The organism is Lacrimispora sp. 38-1 (assembly GCF_049890855.1).
Taxonomy (GTDB): Bacteria; Bacillota; Clostridia; order Lachnospirales; family Lachnospiraceae; genus Lacrimispora.
The window spans coordinates 62,482-81,654 of sequence record NZ_JBANEW010000055.1; the positions used below are offsets into that span (position 1 = coordinate 62,482).

Consider the following 19,173-nt stretch of genomic DNA (forward strand, 5'->3'; position numbering starts at 1 on the left):
AATAAAATAACAAGACCGCATTACTCCTCATCTGACCTGGCAGGAATAATGCGGTCTTTCTAATTAATCTACGATAAACAGTTTTGCTCCTGTTTCAGTATGTGAACGGTGAGGATCTGCGTCTTCCGCTACCTGATAACTCATACCCGGCTTTAATATAAATTCCCGGCCGTCACTGAGCTGTGTAACAAGTTCCCCTTCCAGAACCAGCAGTACATGTCCCCGGTGACACCAGTGGTCTGCCATATAACCAGGTGTATACTCAACCATGCGCACTCTTATGTTTCCCATCTCGAAGGTTTTCCAGTAAGCAGTTCCGGTTATACCAGGATGCTCTGTTGTTTCTGCCTGATTCCAATCCATCGTGCAAAAAGGTACCTGCTCAATTTTCATGTTCTTTCCCTCTCTTTTTTGAGCCTTATTATACGCTTTTGAAAAACTGGTGTCAATTGCAGTAAAACAATGATTGATGTTGACGGATTTATGATATATAATAGCACGGAAGTATTTTTACTACCCTTGCTACTACTGGAGAAAGCTTATGAAACAACCCATTTTATTTATTCAGAAAGAACCAGTTCTGACAGCAGCTTCTATTCTCGCTCTGATTTCTGTCTTTTTTATCCCCCCTGATTCCGCCTATCTGCAGTATATTGATTTTAAGACTCTGCTCTGCCTGTTCTGTCTCATGACTGCTCTTAAGGGAATTGAGCGGGAAGGACTTTTAAATGCAATCTCAGTGAAACTGTCATCCGGTATGAAAGATTTAAAACCGTTCATTTTTCTGCTTGTTTTCACCTGTTTTTTTGCATCCATGATTATGACAAATGACGTTGCCCTAATCGCCCTGATCCCTGTCACCCTGTCTGTTCTCTCCCTTTGCGGACAGGAACGTCATACTGCCCTTGTTGTGGTTTTACAGACCATTGCCGCAAACATTGGTTCCAGCCTCACTCCCATCGGAAATCCACAGAACCTTTATCTGTTTACCCGGTATGAGTTTCATCTGCCATCTTTTCTAAAAGTGACCTTTCCCTTTGTCTTATTCGGAGGCATTCTGCTTGCACTGGTGTGTTTTTTTATCCCCCGCTGTCCCATCAGCCAGGTAAATTCCACCACTCCGGTAATACGGAAAAGACCTGTCATCGCCTATGGTGCCATGTTCTTTCTGGCTGTTGCCGCTGTGCTTCGTCTGGTCCCTTATCAGATTGCTGCACTGATTATTCTGGCTGCCACCGCAATTATGGACAGGCGTACGCTCTGTCAGGTGGATTACTGCCTTCTCCTTACATTTGCCTCCATATTCATATTTGTAGGGAACCTGGCCAGAATTGACTGGGTTTATCAGACCGTTTCGGGATTGATCAGAAAAGATACCATGGTAACTGCTGCTTTATTAAGCCAGTTTATCAGCAATGTCCCTGCAGCCGTCATGCTGTCCGGATTCACGGAAAATGCTTCCGAACTGCTTACCGGAGTAAATGTAGGAGGCATGGGAACACTGATCGCCTCTATGGCAAGTGTTATCTCCTATAAATTGTATGCTGCGGCTTATCCCAGAAAAACCTTTTTGTTTCTGGGAATCTTTACAGCTTTTAATCTTTTATTTCTCATCGCTTTGCTTTTATTTGAAGGAATCCTTATGTAAACTTATTTTCAAAACAGCCAGCGGCCTCATACGATGCCGCTGGCTGTTTTAACGGTTCAATTTAACTGGGAAATAATATATGCTGCCTTTTCCTGATCTTTCTTATATACAAAAAGTCTGTAAAAATCTTTCACGTTACCTGTCCTGCCTAAGATTGGATTCCTTCCATTTAAGTTATTCATTGATAAACGTAAACTGTTATTGGTTGTTTCAGTCATATAATAAATATTATTTTCTCTCAACACATTTTTTACACGATATAGCTTTTCAAGATCCTGTGTACTGTATATCTCTGTTAATTTCTTTTTAAACAGCATAATTCCGACCTTTCCATTCCAATCTGCCTGGAACCGCGTTTTTATTTCATGCCTGTTTATTATAACAAAAACGGCTGTCTGTTACAAGCAGACAGCCATTTTTTGTATTTATTATATTTTTTTAACTGGATAGCATACTTCTGTTACCAGTTCCTCCGGATTCTGAGTCTGAGCAGGACTGACGTGATAAATGCATAACATGGGACCGTTAAATTCATATTCATTGTCTTTGACCCAGTTGGCAACTGCAAAGTTCACATCTGTGATCTGATCGTAGCTCCCTTTGTATACCGCTGATGCAATTTCCACCTCTGGTACTGTTTTAAATACTACATGCTCCGTATTGTCATAGGAGCCCTTTACGGAAATCTGTATTTCCACATCAACGTCCCCATCTTTAAATCCATGGTCATGAAATACTGCAAGAGAATAGACGGGTTCTGCCATCTGCAGATTCATATCCCGGGTTTCTTCCCCCATCCGCTTCCATAATATTCCTTCCTGGTTGTAGGCTGGTATAACCGCTCTCACACTGGCCACGTATCTTTGAGGCATGGTTTTTAGTACTACACTGTAATTCATTGCCATATCATCCTTTCTCAGCCTTTGAATGGCTGTATCAAGGAGCATAAGCCGGTGTCCGCTTTCCTTCATTTCTTCCTGGACTTCCACTCTCCGGATCTCTAAAAACTTTGCCAGTTCTGCGGGATCATCATATTTTTTTAGCATTTCCCCAATTGCGGCAAGACTAAATCCCATATCTTTTAAGGAATTAATCCTGACAGCTTTTAAGAGCTGGTCTTCGCTGTAATAGCGATATCCGGTAAAATGGTCGGTACTCCTTGGTGTCAGCAGTCCGATCTCGTCGTAATGGCGAAGCATTCGGATACTGATTCTTGACAGTTTGGAAAAATCTCCTATTTTCAGCATGCTTATTTCCTCACATATATGTTTTTTTGAGCTCGTATTTAGTATAGAGTATACCATAATGTGAGAGTCAAGCAACAATTCTTAAGATACATATTTTTCATTGTTTATGTTAAAACTGATTTTTATAGAGAAAGGAGAGTGAATCCCAATGCTGTTAGTTACCACGGATTATATTCCAGGAAAAGAGCTGACACTTCTGGGTATGGTGAAAGGAAGCACCATACAGTCAAAAAATATAGGAAAAGATATTTCTCAGGGACTTAAAACCTTAGTTGGAGGGGAATTAAAAGCGTATACGGAAATGATGGATGAGGCCAGGAATCTTGCAACCAGCCGTATGATCCAGGAAGGTGAGGCGATGAATGCGGAGGCCATTGTCAATATCCGTTACGCTTCTTCTTCGGTCATGCAGGGTGCCGCGGAAGTTCTGGCTTATGGAACTGCTGCTGTATTTAAGTAACTGATACTGCCGGAGTCTCTATTGGGGGGAATGACATGAAAAAATTTGCAAAAAATCTTCTGTTTATATTGGGGCTTTTGTTTCTGCTTCTTTTCCTTGTTTTAATGGTCTATGAATACTATCTGTTAAAAAACAGGCTTCTGCTTGTTCCGGACCTGATTTTTGCCAGCTTTCTGCTTTCCGGCATCCTGTTTTTAATCCCCGGAATCTCCTGTATGGCTGTTTCCTATGTGCTGAAAAGAAAAGAGCTCAAATAAAAAACATCGTTTCCTGGCTGGGAAGCGATGTTTTTTATTTATAATAGCTGATAAAGCAGTTTTTTCTTTGTACTGTACCAGATCAGCATTCCATGCCCCAGCCTGGAAATCCGGACATTAAAATCCCATTCCGGATACTGCTTGATTACTGAGATGCGGTCTCCTGATGCAAAGGCAAGAAACGAAATATAAAACTCTTTATTCATCGGATGGGCACTGGTAATAAACCAGTCATCTTCAACCACAGTAACGGAAAGCTTCTCCCCTTCCTCTGCCTTTTGCAGTTTCAGTGCAGAAAGCTTCCTTTTACAGCAGGAAACCTCTGCGTCTCCTGTGGAAAATGTGATGCTGTTGCAGGTCGGACAGACATAGTATTTTATCTGTTTCATATTTCCTCCTGTTATATCATTGGGCGTCAAATCACCATTTAATAAATTCTGTATATCTATTCCAAAAAGTCTGGAAAGCTCAGGAATTAAAGAAATATCCGGAAGACCTTTGCCTCTCTCCCATTTGGATACCGTTTTATCGCTGATATGCAGTTCATCTGCAAGCTGTTTCTGTGTCATACCGTGCTCACTGCGAAGCATACGGATTAAGGTTCCTACATTATTGTCAGGCACAGGCAAACCTCCCTTCCCTGTAAAAGAATTCTTTCTAATTGTAACTGGCTGAAGGATTTTTTTCAATCTACGCTGCGTAGAGAGTTTTAAAAACTTATTCTTCGTGCTTACTTCCGTAGGTTTCCACGCAATAGCCATTATATCCGCAGCAGGTACAAGTCAGCTTCCTGAGTGTTGGTGTATGTTTTGCCCAGAACGCTTCTTTGAGTACTGGTTTGAATACTTCGTGGCATTGCGGACAAATATACGCAACCCGCGTGAAATAATATTTTAATATCCATACAGTGTACGGAACAGCCACCACCAGGTACAGGGCGAAAGGCCACCATATCCCAGACATGATATACAGAATAATCGATGTCCACTGTAAAATCCCAAGCGGTATTACCGTAATCAAAAGTGTTACGTGAAGTCTTTTCAGTTTTTTCTTATTTTCCATCAAGTAAGCTATATCACCGATAGATTCAACTGAGAAATTGTCTATACTCTTCAACTCACTCCTGATCTGTTCCAGCATATCCAGTTTCATCTGGCGTTCATTCAATTCCTTTTTTATCGCCTGCTCCTGCTGGTTAAGCAAAATGGAGAGAACACTGCCCGGATCTTCTTCTGAAAGGAATTCACCAATGCTGTTTATTGGTAATCCTGCTTCACGAAGAAAACAAATAATTTTCATCCGCTTTAAATCCTCTTCAGAGTAGAGCCGCCGGCCACCCTCAGACAACTCACTGGGAACAAGAATGTTCCTTGTATCATAATACTGAACCGTTCTGACAGATACGCCACAGAGCTTTGCAATTTCTCCTGTCGTGTATTTTGACATAGCTTTCACCTCCTTACACTTCGCATTTTATAACATTACGCAGCGTCACAAGCAATATGTTACGCAGGGGGATTTTTCATTTTTGGCTAAGCTATGCCACAGAAAATACAGGTATCCCTCTCTTTTGCTATTCAGTGCTTAGTTTATCCTGTTCTTAGTTATTGTAACTGACTGAAAAAACTTTTTCAATCTAACTGTACAAAGAAAAACAGCCCGGTTGCCATACCGGACTGTCTCTTTTCCTATCTGAAATACTGGGGAAACTGTTTTACAATTCCCTGGGTCATCATATCAGCCATTTCCAATGCTCCACGCTCTATATCAGCAAATATACCAATACTGTCCTCAAAATTCTGGGATAATGTGGCAGCAGTCTCCTCTTTAGTCAGATTCATGTAATCATTTAGCATCCTCTGTAAGTCTGCAGCAGACCAGTTGGGATTTATGGAGACCAGGAACTCAACAAACTGTGCGGCATTATTATTCATTCGGTTTTCTGCGTCAGCAGCCGCCTGTGCATTCCCATCTCTTAATGCCATTACGTAATCATTGACCGCTGTAAAATAACCGGTTAAGAGATCAGCAAATTTTTTGGCATTTTCATCCCCATAGAATGTTTTTATTGCCATCTGGAAATCTCCTGGAATTTCCATCAGACGATTCATAACATATTCAGCATCGGATAAATTCCACAGTTCACTCTGGATTGCCATTCTCAGCCAGTAAACCTGCTGGAGCCACAAAAAACGGAGGTAATTACCTAAGTTCTGCTCCGCTTTGCTGACCCACATGTAAGTAGGAGGCATGGGTTGCGGCTGAGGCTGGGGCTGTGGCTGGGGACGCGGCTGGGGACGGTCTCTGGGTATGCAGATAACCTGACCGATAAACAAGTTAGTAGGATTTATTCCAGGATTTGCAGCCATGATCGCTTCTACCGTAGTATTGTAACGCTGGGATAAAAGCCAGAGCGTATCTCCTGCCTCAATCGTATACGAACGGGTTCCCTGGGGACAGACCGGATACATATTCATAGGTCTTTGCTGTGCGGTATTATCCGTGGACTGAGCCCATGGCGGCAGGTTCCGGAATTTATATCCTGCCGGTATCCAGATTACCTGGCCGATCATTAAATTTCCGGGTTTGATACCTGGATTTAAAGCCATTATGGCTTCTACTGTCGTACAGTATTTCTTTGCAAGAAGCCAGAGGGTATCCCCTTTCTGAATGGTATAGGCGCGCAGACCTACCGGACAGCGCGTTGTACTGCCGGATACAGCTTCACTTTTTAACGTGTTTGTCGACATTTGAGAGGTGTCGGCTGGCTGGGTCGGTTGGGTTGGCTGGGTCGGTTGGATTGGCTGGGCTGGTTGGGTTGGCTGCATCCGTGGCTGAACCGGCTGGGCTGGTTGGGCTGGTTGGGTCGGTTGCATCCGCGGCTGAACCGGCTGGGTCGGCTGCGCTGGTTGGGCCGGTTGAGTCGGCTGCATCCGTGGCTGCGCTGGCTGGGTCGGTTGGGTCGGTTGCATCCGCGGCTGAACCGGCTGGGTCGGCTGCGCTGGTTGGGCCGGTTGAGTCGGCTGCATCCGTGGCTGGGCTGGTTGGGTCGGCTGCGCTGGTTGGGCCGGCTGCATCCGTGGCTGCGCTGGCTGGGCTGGCTGGGTCGGCTGGACTGGTTGGGCCGGTTGGGCTGGCTGCGCCGGCTGGGCAGCTCTGTTTCCTGATGGAATACAGATTATCTGTCCAACCTGGAGATTTCCGGGATTGATACCAGGATTTGCTGCCATAATTGCTTCAACCGTGGTATAGTGACGTCTGGATATCAGCCAAAGCGTATCTCCGGATTGAATCGTATAGGAAAACAATCCTTCAGGGCAAGAAGTCATCATAATACTGCCTTTCAATTAAACAATTTGTCTTATTTTATGATGAAAAAATCAGAAAAGTACCTGTCAACCTGCTATATTTTAATTTTTTTATAGTTATCACCATAAATCCCTCTGCAGCCTTTGTCTTTTTCACATACAGATCTGTCTGGCAATATAATATTGTACATGCATATTGATTCTTTCCTTCCCGTTGCATTTGCAACAAACATCTGATATTATTTTATTACAAATATTTACCATTTATGACAATATTTTTAATAAGGCAAAGGGGGTCCCATTATGACAAAAGAACCTTTCTATCAGGCTTTTATGCAGCTGCCGTTGGGCTATGCCCGCCACACCATCCTGTTTGAAGATGATTCCCATATAAAGGATTATATTCTTACAGAGGCAAATGACACATTTTTACGCTATCTGAATTTAAGAAAAGAAGATGCCATGCAGCAGTGTATATCCCTGATTCTTCATTCTGCGTCTGACCAACCTGCCTGGTTTAATTTTTATAAAAATCCGAATCAATGGAATCAGGAACAGAATTCAATCATGAAAGCTGATAATCATTTTTACAAGGTGACTGTGAGCTATCCTGATCCCAACACAATGATTACAATTTTCGACGACGTTACAGAGTTCGTCGCTGAGCTTCATAACGTAAAGGAAACAAATGAAAAACTGATGAGGGATATTGATATCTTTTTTGACAGCACACAGGACGCACTATTTCTGGCTGCCTACAATGACGGAGAATTCCGTTATATAAAAAATAATACGGTGCACCAGCAGATGACCGGTATTACAACCCCGCTGTTTGGTATGACCCCTGTTGAGGTTTTGGGAGAAAAGGTAGGAGCTGCTTTAAAAGAAGGTTATGAGCGGTGCATTGCGTCCGGAGAAGGTCTGACATATGAAGAAACCGTTGATTTTCCTGAGGGCACCAGAGACTGGCTTGTACGCCTTACTCCGGTAAAGGAAGATGGGAAGATCTCCTATATCATTGGCTCCCGCCTGGATATTACCGAACTGAAACGGCTGAAAGAGGAAAAAGAACAGCTGCTTAGGAATTTCAACTCAATGTTTACGGAACATTCAGCCGTCATGCTGATCATTGACGCTGCATCCGGAAAAATACTGGATGCCAACCCTCAGGCCTGTTCATTTTACGGCTATACCAAAGAAGAAATGCTACGTATGGGTATTGATGAGATCAATACTCTGTCCAACGACTCCATCAGGCAGCTGCGCATTGAGGCATTTAACCGGGAACGGCAGTATTTTCTGTTTCCACACCGTTTAAAGAGCGGTGAGATAAAAATGGTAGATGTATACTCCAGCCCTGTCACTTATGGAGATGATACCAGACTTTATTCCATTATTTTTGATGTATCAGACAGGGAGCAGTACAGAGATGATCTTTACCGGGAAAAAGAGATGCTCAGCGTCACTTTAAATTCCATTGGAGATGGGGTTGTAACAACAGACCTGGATGGAAAAATAACCTATTTAAATCAGGCTGCTGAAGAAATAACCGGCTGGAGTACAAAGGAAGCCTCTTCTAAATCATTTATGGAAATCTTTGATCTTCGTAATGAAACCACAGGTAAGCTTGTACCAAATCCCATCAATGCAGTGCTGGAAACTGGAATGATTGTTGGTCTTGCTAATCATACCGTGCTTTTAAATAAAAACGGGGACTTAATCCCCATTGCGGACAGTGCCGCTCCCATACGTGATGAAAATGGGCATGTTTACGGAGTCGTCATGGTATTTCGGGATGTCAGCCAGGAGAAACGGCAGCAGGAACGCATTCTATATTTAAGCTATCATGATCCGCTGACCCAGATATTCAACCGCAGATACATGGAAGAAGAATTAAACCGAATGGATCAGACCAGCCAGCTTCCCATTACCGTTATTATGGGAGATGTGAACGGTTTGAAAGTCATTAATGATGTATTTGGGCATAAAACCGGAGATCTCTTATTAAAAGAAGTTGCCAAAACACTTCAGTACAGTCTCCATAAAACGGGCATTGCTGCCAGGTGGGGAGGGGACGAATTTCTGATTCTGCTGCCTCATACCGATAACCAGAAGGCCCAGGATATTATACGCAGACTGGAAGAAGCCTTCCGCAAAAGTGACCGGCTCCCGCTGGAGGTCAGTGTTGCAATGGGCTTTGATGTAAAAGAAGACATGACCCAGTCACTCAGTCAGGCACTGCAAAAAGCCGAGGAGAAAATGTATCATAAAAAGCTGCTGGAGGGAAAAAGCTACCGCAACAGCATTATTACAACACTCCTGGCCACTCTTTACGAAAAAAGTATGGAAACAGAAGAACATGCAGTACGGCTGGAAACCTACTGCATGGCAATTGCTGACAAGCTGAATCTGTCTTCTGAGGATAAAAACGAGCTTTCTCTTTTAGCCATACTTCATGATATCGGCAAGGTAGGAGTCAATATAGAAACTTTAAATAAACCAGGGCCTTTAAATAATGAAGAATGGAAAGAAATGATGCGCCATCCGGAAATCGGCTACCGGATTGCCCAGAACACGCCTGAACTTTCCACTGTATCCGAATACATTCTCTCCCATCATGAACGCTGGGATGGCACTGGGTACCCCAGAGGAATAAAAGGGACTGACATCCCGCTTCTCTGTCGGATTCTTGCAGTAGCCGATGCTTACGATGCCATGACCAATAACCGCTCCTATCGGAAAGCAATGGATTCCAGGACCGCAATGGATGAAATTGGCCGCTGCTCCGGAACCCAGTTCGACCCGTTTATTGTTAATATTTTTTTAAATCTCAATCAGGTTTTTTAACAGAATAAAAGAAAAGACGCATATGACCTCAGAGAAATATACTTGCCATGGTCATAAATGCGTCTTTTTATTTTATTTTAAAAAGCTATTGACATTTTAATTTTAATTGTGTACAATTTAATTTAGTAAAATAAATAGAACGAATTGAGAGGTGGCAAATATGAATTTATACGATATCACAGTTACAGACAGAATAGGAACTCCTGTTACTCTGTCCCGGTACAAAGGAAAAACACTGCTGATTGTTAACACTGCAACAGGCTGCGGGTTTACTCCCCAATATGAAGGCTTAGAAGCACTTTATCGAAAATATAAGGATCAGGGATTTGAAATTCTTGATTTCCCGTGCAATCAATTCGGTCATCAGGCCCCTGGAACAGAGGAAGAGATCCATCAGTTTTGTACCATGAACTACGAAGTTTCTTTTCCCCAGTTTGCAAAGATTGAAGTAAATGGTCCCGGAGAATCCCCTTTATATTCCTATTTAAAATCACAGCAGTCCGGAATTCTCGGTTCCAAAATTAAATGGAATTTCACAAAATTCCTGGTTGATAAAAACGGAAACGTAACAAACCGTTATGCACCCGCCGATAAACCGGAAAAACTGGAAAAAGATATTCTCGCACTTTTATAAGCCCAAAGGGCAGGAAAGGAAGTATTCACATGGAAATTAAAGCTGTTAAATTATATGAGGGAGGTTTTATGACACAACCCTTCGCAATGGGAGGCGGAGTCAGTGAACCAGTTTTTGATGAAAGTAAAACCTATGAATCCAGCCTTCAGAATTATCTCATCGATACAGGAAGCGAGGTCATCCTGATTGATACCGGAGTTCCGAAGGAGGTTCCTGACACCCCTGCAAAGGAAGGGCAGAAAATCTACCAGGGAAAACGGATTCACGACTATGTAACTGCTCTTTCCATGCTGGGCTACCAGCCGGAGGATGTTACCCGGATTCTTCTGACACACAAGCATCCGGACCATTCCGGAGAGCTGAGAAGCTTCCCCAACGCTAAAATCTATCTTTCCCAGGCAGAGGCAGAGGCCTTAAAGTTAAGCGGCGATCATATTATTCCTGTATCATTTAAGGATGGTGCCTATTATAACTTCAATGCCAGCGAAAAGATCACAGACGGAGTCTATTTCCTGCCTGCACCAGGCCACACAAAGGGCAACAGCATTGTTGTAGCGGAAACTGACGGACTGTTTTATCTCATACACGGCGATATCACCTATACAGATGCTGCCTTAAAGGAAAACCGCTTATCCGTAGTCTTTGAAGATCTTGAGGCTGCCAGAGATACTCTGACAAAGGTTCGTTCCTTTATAAACGAAAATCCTACTGTCTATCTCTCCACCCATACACCCGAAGGCATATCCAATCTGGAAGAGAAAAAGATCATGAAGCTTTAGAATTTTCCCTACCGGCACCAAATGCCTCTTTCCTTAATACCATGGTAGTAGGAAAGGAGGCAGACAGTATGAGCACCTGCAGTTTTGACGGTCTGACCGGCCGTGTAGTAACTCCAGATGATCCTTTCTATCATGAGGCCAGACAAGTCTATAACCGGGCTGTCAACCGGTTTCCTCTGGCCATTGTTTACTGCGGGAACATTACCGACGTCAGCAATGCCGTATTATGGGCCAGAAAACGGGGTATCTGTCTTCGCGTGCGAAGCGGAGGCCACAATTATGAAGGATATTCTACAGGCAACGATGTACTTGATATAGATCTGAGTGAAATGAATCACCTCTCCATTGATGAGGAAAACCGCTCTCTCACTGCAGAGGGCGGTGTAAACAACAGGCAGCTTTACGAATTTGTATCTTTAAGAGGATATCCGTTTCCAGGCGGTACCTGCCCCTCCGTAGGAGTGAGCGGTTATGTCATGGGCGGGGGATGGGGACTTTCCTGCCGCTATCTTGGACTGGGGTGTGACAGTCTCTTAAGCCTTTCCATGGTTAATTCTGAAGGCAGCTTAATCACTGCCAGTTCACAAGAGAACCCTGATTTATTCTGGGCATGCCGGGGCGGAGGCGGGGGCAATTTCGGAATCATTGTCTCCATGACCTTCCGGCTTCCCGAAAAAACAGATAAAATTACTCTGGTTGAAATTATGTATCCAAAGGCTGACCAGGAAAAACAGGCTTACTTTCTTCTTTCCTGGCAGGATTGGCTGGAACATGCCAATCCTTTAATTACCCTGGTTGGCAGAATTTTTAACTCACAGGAAGAAGGACTTTCCATTATATCCAGAGGCTTTTTCTATGGCCCACCGGAAGCCGCTCTTGGAAGCATTGCACCGCTTCTGGAGCTTGGCGGGGTCAAATACCGTCTAAAATACGTGACATTTCTGGAAGCAGTAACGATAATCGGAAGCTTTTATCCTCCCTTTGAATCCTTTTTATCCGCAAGCGGCTTTGTAAACAGAGAGCTGTCTGAATGTGAATGTCTGAATCTGGCAGGACTCATTAACAAACGTCCGACCGGATCCATTTACACCGGGTTTTCTCTTTATGCACTGGGAGGCAGGGTTTCTGAGGTACCGGAAAATTCCACTGCTTTTTATTATAGAGATTCCAGATATATCGTCTGGCTCAATACAGTATTGGAACACAGCAAAGGGGAAAATGCCCTGTGGCTGGCACACCAGTCCAGTTGTATGGCTTCTGTGACAAAAGGCTCTTATGTGAATTTTCCTTATCAGGGTCTCCCGTGCTATCTGGAAAAATATTATGGCAGCCATGTCTGCCAGCTTAAAAAGATCCGTGAAGAATATGATCCCCAGGGTATTTTCACCTATCCTCAGGCAATCGGCGGATCCCGGTGCTGTTCGAATTTATAACACATCATAAAAAAACTCAGGAGCGGCTTTCTCACTGCCTTCCTGAGTTTTTAATTTATTCCAGATGCCGGCTTGTATTGCCAAGAATTTTGTATAGGAGATGATAAAGTTCCCGGCCTTCATCCTGGTTAATGGGAACACACTGTGTAATCTTTTCCGGTATGGATACCGCCTGCTCTTTGAGCAGATCACCTTTCTCAGTCAGCTCCACAATGACGCTGCGCTCATCTTCCCTGTCCCTGTTCCTGGTTAAAAGACCACCGGCTTCCATCTTCTTCAGCAGGGGAGTCAGCGTACCGCTGTCCAGATAAAGGATCTCACCCAATTGCTTTACAGTGACTTTCTTCCTGTCCCACAATACCATCATGGCAATATACTGCGTGTAGGTTAAACCTATCTCATCGAGAAAGGGCTTATACAGCCTGACAATCTCTCTGGCACAGGCATAAAGCGGAAAGCAAAGCTGGTTCTCTATTTTCAATCTGTCATAATTCATCACGTTTCTCCGTTCTCCTGCTGTTCTGCTTATTTTTACAGCAATTCTTTTATGCTCTCTTTAACCAGCTTCATATCAGTGGTCGGTTCAAATCTTCTCACAACATTTCCTTCTCTGTCAACAAGAAACTTTGTAAAATTCCACTTGATATCCGGCTCATTCTTATAGTTGGGATTTGCCTCCTGGAACTTTTCTTCCAGTACACTGGTCAGCTTATGCTCCGGATCAAAGCCATCAAAACCTTTTTCCTTAACCAGATACTGATAAAGCGGGATGGCATTCTCACCATTTACTTCAATCTTTGAAAACTGGGGGAATGTTACGCCAAAACGTCCGGTACAGAACGTATGGATCTCTTCATCATCTCCAGGTGCCTGATTTCCAAACTGATTGCATGGGAAATCAAGTATCTCCAAACCTTTCTCCTTATATTCTGAATAGATTGCCTGAAGATCAGTATAATGAGGGGTGAAACCGCAGGCTGTTGCAGTATTCACGATCAGAAGTACCTTCCCTTTGTAATCAGATAAATTTTTATCCTCACCGGACATAGTTTTTACAGTAAAATCATAAACAGACATTGTAATACCTCCTTTATCTATCATAAAAGCTTATTTTTTAAGTTAATCCTATTATAAAATAGTTGTGCATGCCTGTCAATAGTTTTGCTACATTTAATTGAGATAAATTAATTTGTTCTATTTGTATTTTTAGGTTGACAGCAAAAATCAAGGATGTTATCATTTGTATGTACAAACAAGAGAGGTGATATTTTGAGCAACAATGACGCAATACAGAAACAGGCCTGTTCCCTTAACGGCTGCCTGTTTTTTACTACAGTAAAGCTTTCCAGAGTTTTTGGCAAAATTGCAGAGGAAGCTTTTTCTAAAACCGGACTCTCTCCCAGCCATGCTCTTCTGCTCTATCTGGTTAACCAGAAGGAAGAAATACTGCAAAAGGAGCTGGGAGAAACATTGCATTTAACCCCCTCCACCATAACCCGGCTGATTGAAAAGCTGGAACACAAAACGCTTGTTTCCAAACGATGCGAGGGAAAGTCCGTAATTTTAAGTACCACACCGCAAGGTATCGCACTTCAGAAAAGCATTATGGAATCCTGGATTTTACTTCATGAACAATACCAGGGAATACTGACAGAGGAAGAGACAGCCCAATTTCTAAATCTCAGCAAAAAACTGCTGGGTAAACTCGAAAACAATTAAGGAGGATTTTTTATGCAGGAGATTTTTAACAGACGCAGTATCCGCAAATTTACTGGTAATGCCGTAGAGCCGGAGAAGATTGACAGGATTCTGCGTGCCGCCATGCAGGCGCCGTCAGCTGCCAATCAACAGCCGTGGGAATTTATTGTAATACAGGATAAAGAGAATTTAAAGAAACTCTCAGAAGTATCCCCCTACGCAATACCTGTTGCAGGATCAGCTGTAACCATCGCCCTTATGGGAAATGAAAAGGAATTTAAGATTCCAAAGGGCTGGGAAGAAGATTTGGGTGCAGCTTCACAGAATATTCTGTTAGAGGCTGTACACTTAGGCCTTGGAGCTGTCTGGCTGGGCGTAGCCACTTCCGATGAAGTAACTGATCATGTACGCAGTTTCTTTAAACTTCCGGAACATATCAAACCTTTTGGGCTGATAGCCGTAGGTTATCCGGATGGACAGAAAAATGAATTTACAGACCGGTATAAAGAAGAACGCGTTCATTATGAGAAATGGGCATAAGTGAAGGAGAATAAAGTGATTAAAGTTGTTGCAAAAAATTATATCAAAGATGAAAAAATCATTGCATTTATTGAAGCCGCCACAGAACTTGTGGAACAGACCAGAGAAAAAGATGCCGGCTGTATCCGCTACGAACTTGTTCAGGATGTGAAAGATCCCCATATTTTAACCATGCTTGAAGAATGGGAGGACCAGGCCAGCCTGGCCGCCCACGGGGCTTCCCCGCATTTTAAAAAAGCTATGGCAGCCATGAAAGAAATGGTAGAAAAACCCGGAGACAGTAATTTTTATAAAACTCTTATATAAAGAAAGGAATAATCCCTATGAAACCTGTTTTTCCCGTGGAAAAAACCATCCGGGAGCGCACCAGTATCAGGTCTTACGAACCTCGTGCACTCTCAACAAAGGAAAAAGATCTGTTCCATGATTTTATCAAGACTTTAAGCAATCCATTCGCTGTCGACGTAAGCTTCCGCCTTTTGGAAAGCAGTGACGCATTGAAAGGAGAAAAGCTTGGCACCTACGGAGTCATTAAAGGTGCCAGGGATTTTATCGGTGCCTCCGCTCCTGATACGGATCTTGCACTGGAAGCACTTGGATATTCCCTGGAACATTTGGTTCTTTACGCTGTAGCGCTGGGATATGGTACGTGCTGGCTGGGCGGCACCTTTGACCGGAGCGCCTTCTCTCATGCGATGGATTTAAAAAAGGGAGATTTATTTCCGGTTATTACTCCCCTTGGATATCCGGCTGATAAAAAAAGGCCTATGGAGTCGGTTATGAGATGGGCGGCCAAATCTGACCAGAGAAAGGAATGGAAGGAACTTTTTTTCAGTGAAAACTTTTCTTCTCCTCTGTCAAAATCCGATGCGGGGGATTTTGCATTTGCCCTGGAGATGACAAGACTGGCACCCTCCGCTGTGAATAAACAGCCCTGGAGAGTTGTAAAATATCAGAATGCCTATCATTTTTATGAAGCAAAAACATTGAAGGAAGGAAAGAACTCTGTGGATCTCCAGAGAGTTGATGTGGGAATCGCCGCCTGCCATTTTGGTCTGGCCGCTGCAGAGAAGAATCTGCCAGGTGAGTTTAAAAAGCTGTCTGTTCCCGAAATTAAAACTTCTTCAGAAATGAAATACTTATTTTCATGGGTCTGATTAATAAAAAGCATTTTATGTGACTCTGTCACAGACATTTTTCTTCTGACGTCCTATACTGAGAGTGTCAAAAACATAACAAACTTATTATAGATCAATATTTTATATATCAGGAGGGGTATCATGAAGAAAACTGTTATAATCGGCGGAGTCGCAGGCGGAGCCAGCTGTGCGGCCAGACTCAGAAGACTGGATGAAGAGGCTCAGATTATCATACTGGAACGGGGCGAATATATTTCCTATGCAAACTGTGGTCTTCCCTATCACGTGGGCGATGTGATCAAATCCAGAGATGCCCTGCTTTTACAGACACCGGAAGCCATGAGAAAGAAATACGGGATTGATGTCAGGGTTAAAAATGAAGTATCAGCCATTGACAGGGAAAACAAAAAAATTACCGTCCGCAGACTGGAATCAGGGGAAACCTACGAAGAATCCTACGATACTCTGGTAATTTCCACAGGCTCCTCTCCTGTCCGCCCACCAATTAAAGGAATTGAATCTTCCCGTATTCAGACCCTCTGGACGGTTCCTGATACCGACCGGATCCGCGGTCTTATAAAAGAAAAGGGAATCAAAACCGCTGCTGTAATCGGCGGAGGCTTTATTGGACTTGAAATGGCCGAAAACCTTCGTCATGCCGGCCTTTTTGTATCCCTCATTGAAATGCAGGATCAGGTGCTGGCCCCTATTGATTATGAGATGGCTCAGCTGCTTCACGAAAACATTGTCCAGAACGAGGTATCCCTTTATCTTGGTGATGGAGTTTCATCCTTTACAGATGAAGATGATTCTGTCTCCATTACACTGAAAAGCGGTAAGATCTTAAAAGCAGAACTGGTCATCCTCTCCATCGGTGTACGTCCAAACAGTGAACTGGCCAAATCCTGCGGGCTGGCTGTCAATGAACGGGGCGGTATTATTGTTGATGATACCTTAAAAACCTCAGATCCTGATATCTATGCTGTAGGCGACGTGATTGAAGTTACTGATTTTACCTTTAAAGATGCTGCCATGGTGCCCCTTGCAGGTCCTGCCAACAAGCAGGGACGCATTGCTGCGGATAACATTGCAGGTGCAAAAGAAACCTATAAAAAAACTCAGGGAACCTCTGTTGCCAAAGTATTTGATTTAACTGCTGCTTCAACCGGAGCCAATGAAAAAGCGCTGATAAAGAGAGGGTTAAAAAAGGGAACAGACTATGAAAGTGTTATCATTACCCAGAACTCTCATGCCGGTTATTATCCGGGGGCAGTTCCGCTGACATTGAAGCTTTTATTTTCCATGGACGGAAAAACCATATACGGAGCTCAGATTGTAGGCAGAGACGGGGTTGATAAGCGGATTGATACACTTGCTGTTTCCATACGCCTTGGAGCCACAATTGAAGATTTAAAGCATCTGGAATTTGCTTATGCTCCCCCATTTTCTTCTGCCAAAGATCCGGTTAATATGGCGGGATTTACCGCTGAGAACCTTTTAGGAGGAAGAGTTTCCTTTGCTTCCTGGGATGCAGCGGAAAATAATACGGGTGTACAGCTTCTTGATGTCAGAGAAGATGCAGAGCTGATGGCATTTTCACTTCCACAGGCTGTGCACATTCCTCTTGGACAGCTGCGTGACCGGTTAAAAGAACTGGATCCTGCCAGAGAGGTCATTACCTTCTGTGCCATTGGAGTCCGTGCTTACAATGCAGCACGTATCCTGATGCAGAACGGTTTTGCTAATGTTAAGATTTATCCCGGCGGGGTAAGATTCTACCAGTCCACACACTATCAGAATGATACCACACCAAAGATCACTGCACCGGTTTCTTTTTCAGATAACGGACAGATGGATACAAAGGATATTCCTACAGCAGCCATGCGTCTGGACTGCAGCGGTATGCAGTGCCCGGGTCCCATCATGAAGGTCTTTGAAACAATGAAAGAGATGAAGGAAGGCTCTGTTATGGAAGTGTCCGCCTCTGATCCGGGATTTGCCAGAGACATCGGAGCATGGTGCCGCCGAACTGGCCACACCCTTTTATCCAATGAACGCCGGGGTGATGATTATGTGGCGCTGGTGAAGAAAAGCACCTCTTCCCCTGCTGCTCCCCAGAAAGAAGCGGCTGACGGTAAGACACTGATTGTATTTTCCGGTGACTTAGATAAGGTCCTTGCCAGCTTTATCATTGCAAACGGTGCTGCCGCCATGGGAAGACCGGTCACCATGTTCTTCACATTCTGGGGACTGAATGCATTAAGAAAAGAAGAAAAACAACCTGTTAAAAAAACCATGATGGAGTCCATGTTCGGAGCAATGCTCCCGCGGGGAAGCAAACGCCTGAAGCTGTCTAAAATGAATATGGGCGGAATGGGAACTGCCATGATGAAAAAGATCATGAATGATAAAAACGTGGATTCTCTGGAAGTCCTGATAAAGAAAGCCATGAAAGCAGGCGTTCGCATAGTGGCCTGTACCATGAGCATGGATGTGATGGGAATTCATCCGGAAGAACTGATCGACGGAGTAGAGCTTGGCGGTGTAGGGGCTTATCTGGGCGATGCGGAAGAATCCAATGTAAACTTATTTATCTGATCGGAAAAGCACGGAATCGGAAGATTAATCCTCTGATTCCGTTTTTTTTACTGAAATATGTTCCATCACCTGCAGTGTGATTGACATTTCATTCAACTACAGATATACTAACCTTATTTGAAATGAGGTGACAGATAAGATGGCCAGACCCGTAAAACAACGCCGTGTATGTGAATTGCCTGAAACAATAGAATTCGCCCCCTGCAACAAAGATAAATTAATGACTGTAGAGATGTCAGTGGACGAATATGAAGTGATCCGCTTAATTGATCACCTTCATCTTACCCAGAATGAATGCTCCCAACAGATGAATGTGGCAAGAACAACGGTACAGGCAATCTATGACAATGCCAGAGGCAAAGTCTCTGATGCTATCGTAAATGGGAAAAAACTGATCATCCAGGGCGGGAACTATACTCTGTGCTCCGAATCCCGTTTCTGCTGCGGAAAGAATTGCTCCAGACGCAGAGGTCTGCTGGGACATTGCACAGATCAGAGCAGAGCTGATATCTGCTGCGGAAAAAATAAATTCTGTAAAAAAGAAACCCATCTTCCTGATTGAACATGCATAAAACCGGAGTCAGC

The 19,173-nt window shown here is 43.7% G+C and carries 22 protein-coding genes; 14 read left to right on the top strand and 8 right to left on the bottom strand.

Features of this window, described 5'->3' with window-relative positions; all coding sequences use genetic code 11:
- Window positions 1–63 precede the first annotated feature (63 nt).
- Entirely contained in the window at window positions 64–393 is a 330-nt protein-coding gene (locus tag V7D18_RS14380) for a DHCW motif cupin fold protein (RefSeq protein ID WP_426155022.1), read from the bottom strand.
- A gap of 148 nt (window positions 394–541) precedes the next feature.
- Between V7D18_RS14380 and V7D18_RS14385 the strand changes: the two genes are divergently transcribed.
- Window positions 542–1,648, top strand: coding sequence for an SLC13 family permease (locus V7D18_RS14385; RefSeq protein ID WP_426155023.1), 1,107 nt, complete (start codon window positions 542–544; stop codon window positions 1,646–1,648).
- A 56-nt stretch (window positions 1,649–1,704) separates the two neighbouring features.
- Here V7D18_RS14385 and V7D18_RS14390 read toward each other — a convergent pair whose 3' ends face one another.
- Window positions 1,705–1,965 (bottom strand): hypothetical protein, encoded by a 261-nt coding sequence (locus tag V7D18_RS14390; RefSeq protein WP_426155025.1) that lies wholly within the window; start codon window positions 1,963–1,965, stop codon window positions 1,705–1,707.
- Between the two features lie 111 nt (window positions 1,966–2,076).
- Complete coding sequence (locus V7D18_RS14395) at window positions 2,077–2,895, bottom strand: MerR family transcriptional regulator (protein WP_426155026.1); 819 nt, start codon at window positions 2,893–2,895, stop codon at window positions 2,077–2,079.
- Between the two features lie 148 nt (window positions 2,896–3,043).
- On the opposite strand from V7D18_RS14395, the gene V7D18_RS14400 reads away from it, so the two are divergent.
- Together V7D18_RS14400 and V7D18_RS14405 are read left to right on the top strand one after the other, a co-directional pair.
- Entirely contained in the window at window positions 3,044–3,355 is a 312-nt protein-coding gene (locus tag V7D18_RS14400; RefSeq protein WP_426155028.1) for a YbjQ family protein, read from the top strand.
- 35 nt (window positions 3,356–3,390) lie between these two features.
- On the top strand, window positions 3,391–3,612 hold the full coding sequence (locus V7D18_RS14405) for a hypothetical protein (RefSeq protein WP_426155029.1): 222 nt from the start codon (window positions 3,391–3,393) through the stop codon (window positions 3,610–3,612).
- Between the two features lie 38 nt (window positions 3,613–3,650).
- Here the strand turns inward: V7D18_RS14405 and V7D18_RS14410 are convergent, their stop codons facing one another.
- The 3 genes from V7D18_RS14410 to V7D18_RS14420 all read right to left on the bottom strand — a co-directional run bounded on the left by V7D18_RS14410 (window position 3,651) and on the right by V7D18_RS14420 (window position 6,362).
- The gene (locus V7D18_RS14410; RefSeq protein ID WP_426155031.1) at window positions 3,651–4,235 is read right to left on the bottom strand and encodes a helix-turn-helix domain-containing protein; all 585 of its coding nucleotides are present in this window, start codon (window positions 4,233–4,235) and stop codon (window positions 3,651–3,653) included.
- A gap of 94 nt (window positions 4,236–4,329) precedes the next feature.
- Complete coding sequence (locus V7D18_RS14415; RefSeq protein WP_426155033.1) at window positions 4,330–5,058, bottom strand: MerR family transcriptional regulator; 729 nt, start codon at window positions 5,056–5,058, stop codon at window positions 4,330–4,332.
- A 242-nt stretch (window positions 5,059–5,300) separates the two neighbouring features.
- Window positions 5,301–6,362 (bottom strand): LysM peptidoglycan-binding domain-containing protein, encoded by a 1,062-nt coding sequence (locus V7D18_RS14420; RefSeq protein ID WP_426155035.1) that lies wholly within the window; start codon window positions 6,360–6,362, stop codon window positions 5,301–5,303.
- A 45-nt stretch (window positions 6,363–6,407) separates the two neighbouring features.
- Between V7D18_RS14420 and V7D18_RS14425 the strand changes: the two genes are divergently transcribed.
- The 5 genes from V7D18_RS14425 to V7D18_RS14445 all read left to right on the top strand — a co-directional run bounded on the left by V7D18_RS14425 (window position 6,408) and on the right by V7D18_RS14445 (window position 12,613).
- Window positions 6,408–6,779 (top strand): hypothetical protein, encoded by a 372-nt coding sequence (locus V7D18_RS14425; RefSeq protein WP_426155037.1) that lies wholly within the window; start codon window positions 6,408–6,410, stop codon window positions 6,777–6,779.
- A 444-nt stretch (window positions 6,780–7,223) separates the two neighbouring features.
- Window positions 7,224–9,767: a PAS domain S-box protein gene (locus V7D18_RS14430; RefSeq protein WP_426155039.1), complete on the top strand. Its 2,544-nt coding sequence runs from the start codon at window positions 7,224–7,226 to the stop codon at window positions 9,765–9,767.
- Between the two features lie 160 nt (window positions 9,768–9,927).
- Window positions 9,928–10,401, top strand: a complete 474-nt coding sequence (locus V7D18_RS14435; RefSeq protein ID WP_426155040.1) for a glutathione peroxidase — start codon at window positions 9,928–9,930, stop codon at window positions 10,399–10,401.
- A 29-nt stretch (window positions 10,402–10,430) separates the two neighbouring features.
- Complete coding sequence (locus V7D18_RS14440; protein WP_426155042.1) at window positions 10,431–11,180, top strand: MBL fold metallo-hydrolase; 750 nt, start codon at window positions 10,431–10,433, stop codon at window positions 11,178–11,180.
- Between the two features lie 68 nt (window positions 11,181–11,248).
- Window positions 11,249–12,613, top strand: a complete 1,365-nt coding sequence (locus tag V7D18_RS14445) for an FAD-binding protein (protein ID WP_426155043.1) — start codon at window positions 11,249–11,251, stop codon at window positions 12,611–12,613.
- 55 nt (window positions 12,614–12,668) lie between these two features.
- Here V7D18_RS14445 and V7D18_RS14450 read toward each other — a convergent pair whose 3' ends face one another.
- Both V7D18_RS14450 and V7D18_RS14455 read right to left on the bottom strand, forming a co-directional pair.
- On the bottom strand, window positions 12,669–13,109 hold the full coding sequence (locus V7D18_RS14450; RefSeq protein WP_426155045.1) for a MarR family winged helix-turn-helix transcriptional regulator: 441 nt from the start codon (window positions 13,107–13,109) through the stop codon (window positions 12,669–12,671).
- A 35-nt stretch (window positions 13,110–13,144) separates the two neighbouring features.
- Window positions 13,145–13,690, bottom strand: coding sequence for a glutathione peroxidase (locus V7D18_RS14455; RefSeq protein WP_426155046.1), 546 nt, complete (start codon window positions 13,688–13,690; stop codon window positions 13,145–13,147).
- 192 nt (window positions 13,691–13,882) lie between these two features.
- On the opposite strand from V7D18_RS14455, the gene V7D18_RS14460 reads away from it, so the two are divergent.
- The 6 genes from V7D18_RS14460 to V7D18_RS14485 all read left to right on the top strand — a co-directional run bounded on the left by V7D18_RS14460 (window position 13,883) and on the right by V7D18_RS14485 (window position 19,150).
- A complete protein-coding gene (locus tag V7D18_RS14460) occupies window positions 13,883–14,332 on the top strand; it encodes a MarR family winged helix-turn-helix transcriptional regulator (RefSeq protein WP_426155047.1) in 450 nt (149 codons plus the stop codon).
- Window positions 14,333–14,344: 12 nt separating this feature from the next.
- Entirely contained in the window at window positions 14,345–14,851 is a 507-nt protein-coding gene (locus tag V7D18_RS14465; protein ID WP_426155049.1) for a nitroreductase family protein, read from the top strand.
- A 15-nt stretch (window positions 14,852–14,866) separates the two neighbouring features.
- Entirely contained in the window at window positions 14,867–15,157 is a 291-nt protein-coding gene (locus V7D18_RS14470) for a putative quinol monooxygenase (RefSeq protein ID WP_426155050.1), read from the top strand.
- Between the two features lie 17 nt (window positions 15,158–15,174).
- The gene (locus V7D18_RS14475) at window positions 15,175–16,008 is read left to right on the top strand and encodes a nitroreductase family protein (RefSeq protein ID WP_426155052.1); all 834 of its coding nucleotides are present in this window, start codon (window positions 15,175–15,177) and stop codon (window positions 16,006–16,008) included.
- Window positions 16,009–16,131: 123 nt separating this feature from the next.
- Entirely contained in the window at window positions 16,132–18,588 is a 2,457-nt protein-coding gene (locus tag V7D18_RS14480) for a DsrE/DsrF/DrsH-like family protein (RefSeq protein WP_426155054.1), read from the top strand.
- 139 nt (window positions 18,589–18,727) lie between these two features.
- Window positions 18,728–19,150, top strand: coding sequence for a DUF134 domain-containing protein (locus tag V7D18_RS14485; protein WP_426155056.1), 423 nt, complete (start codon window positions 18,728–18,730; stop codon window positions 19,148–19,150).
- Window positions 19,151–19,173 lie beyond the last annotated feature (23 nt).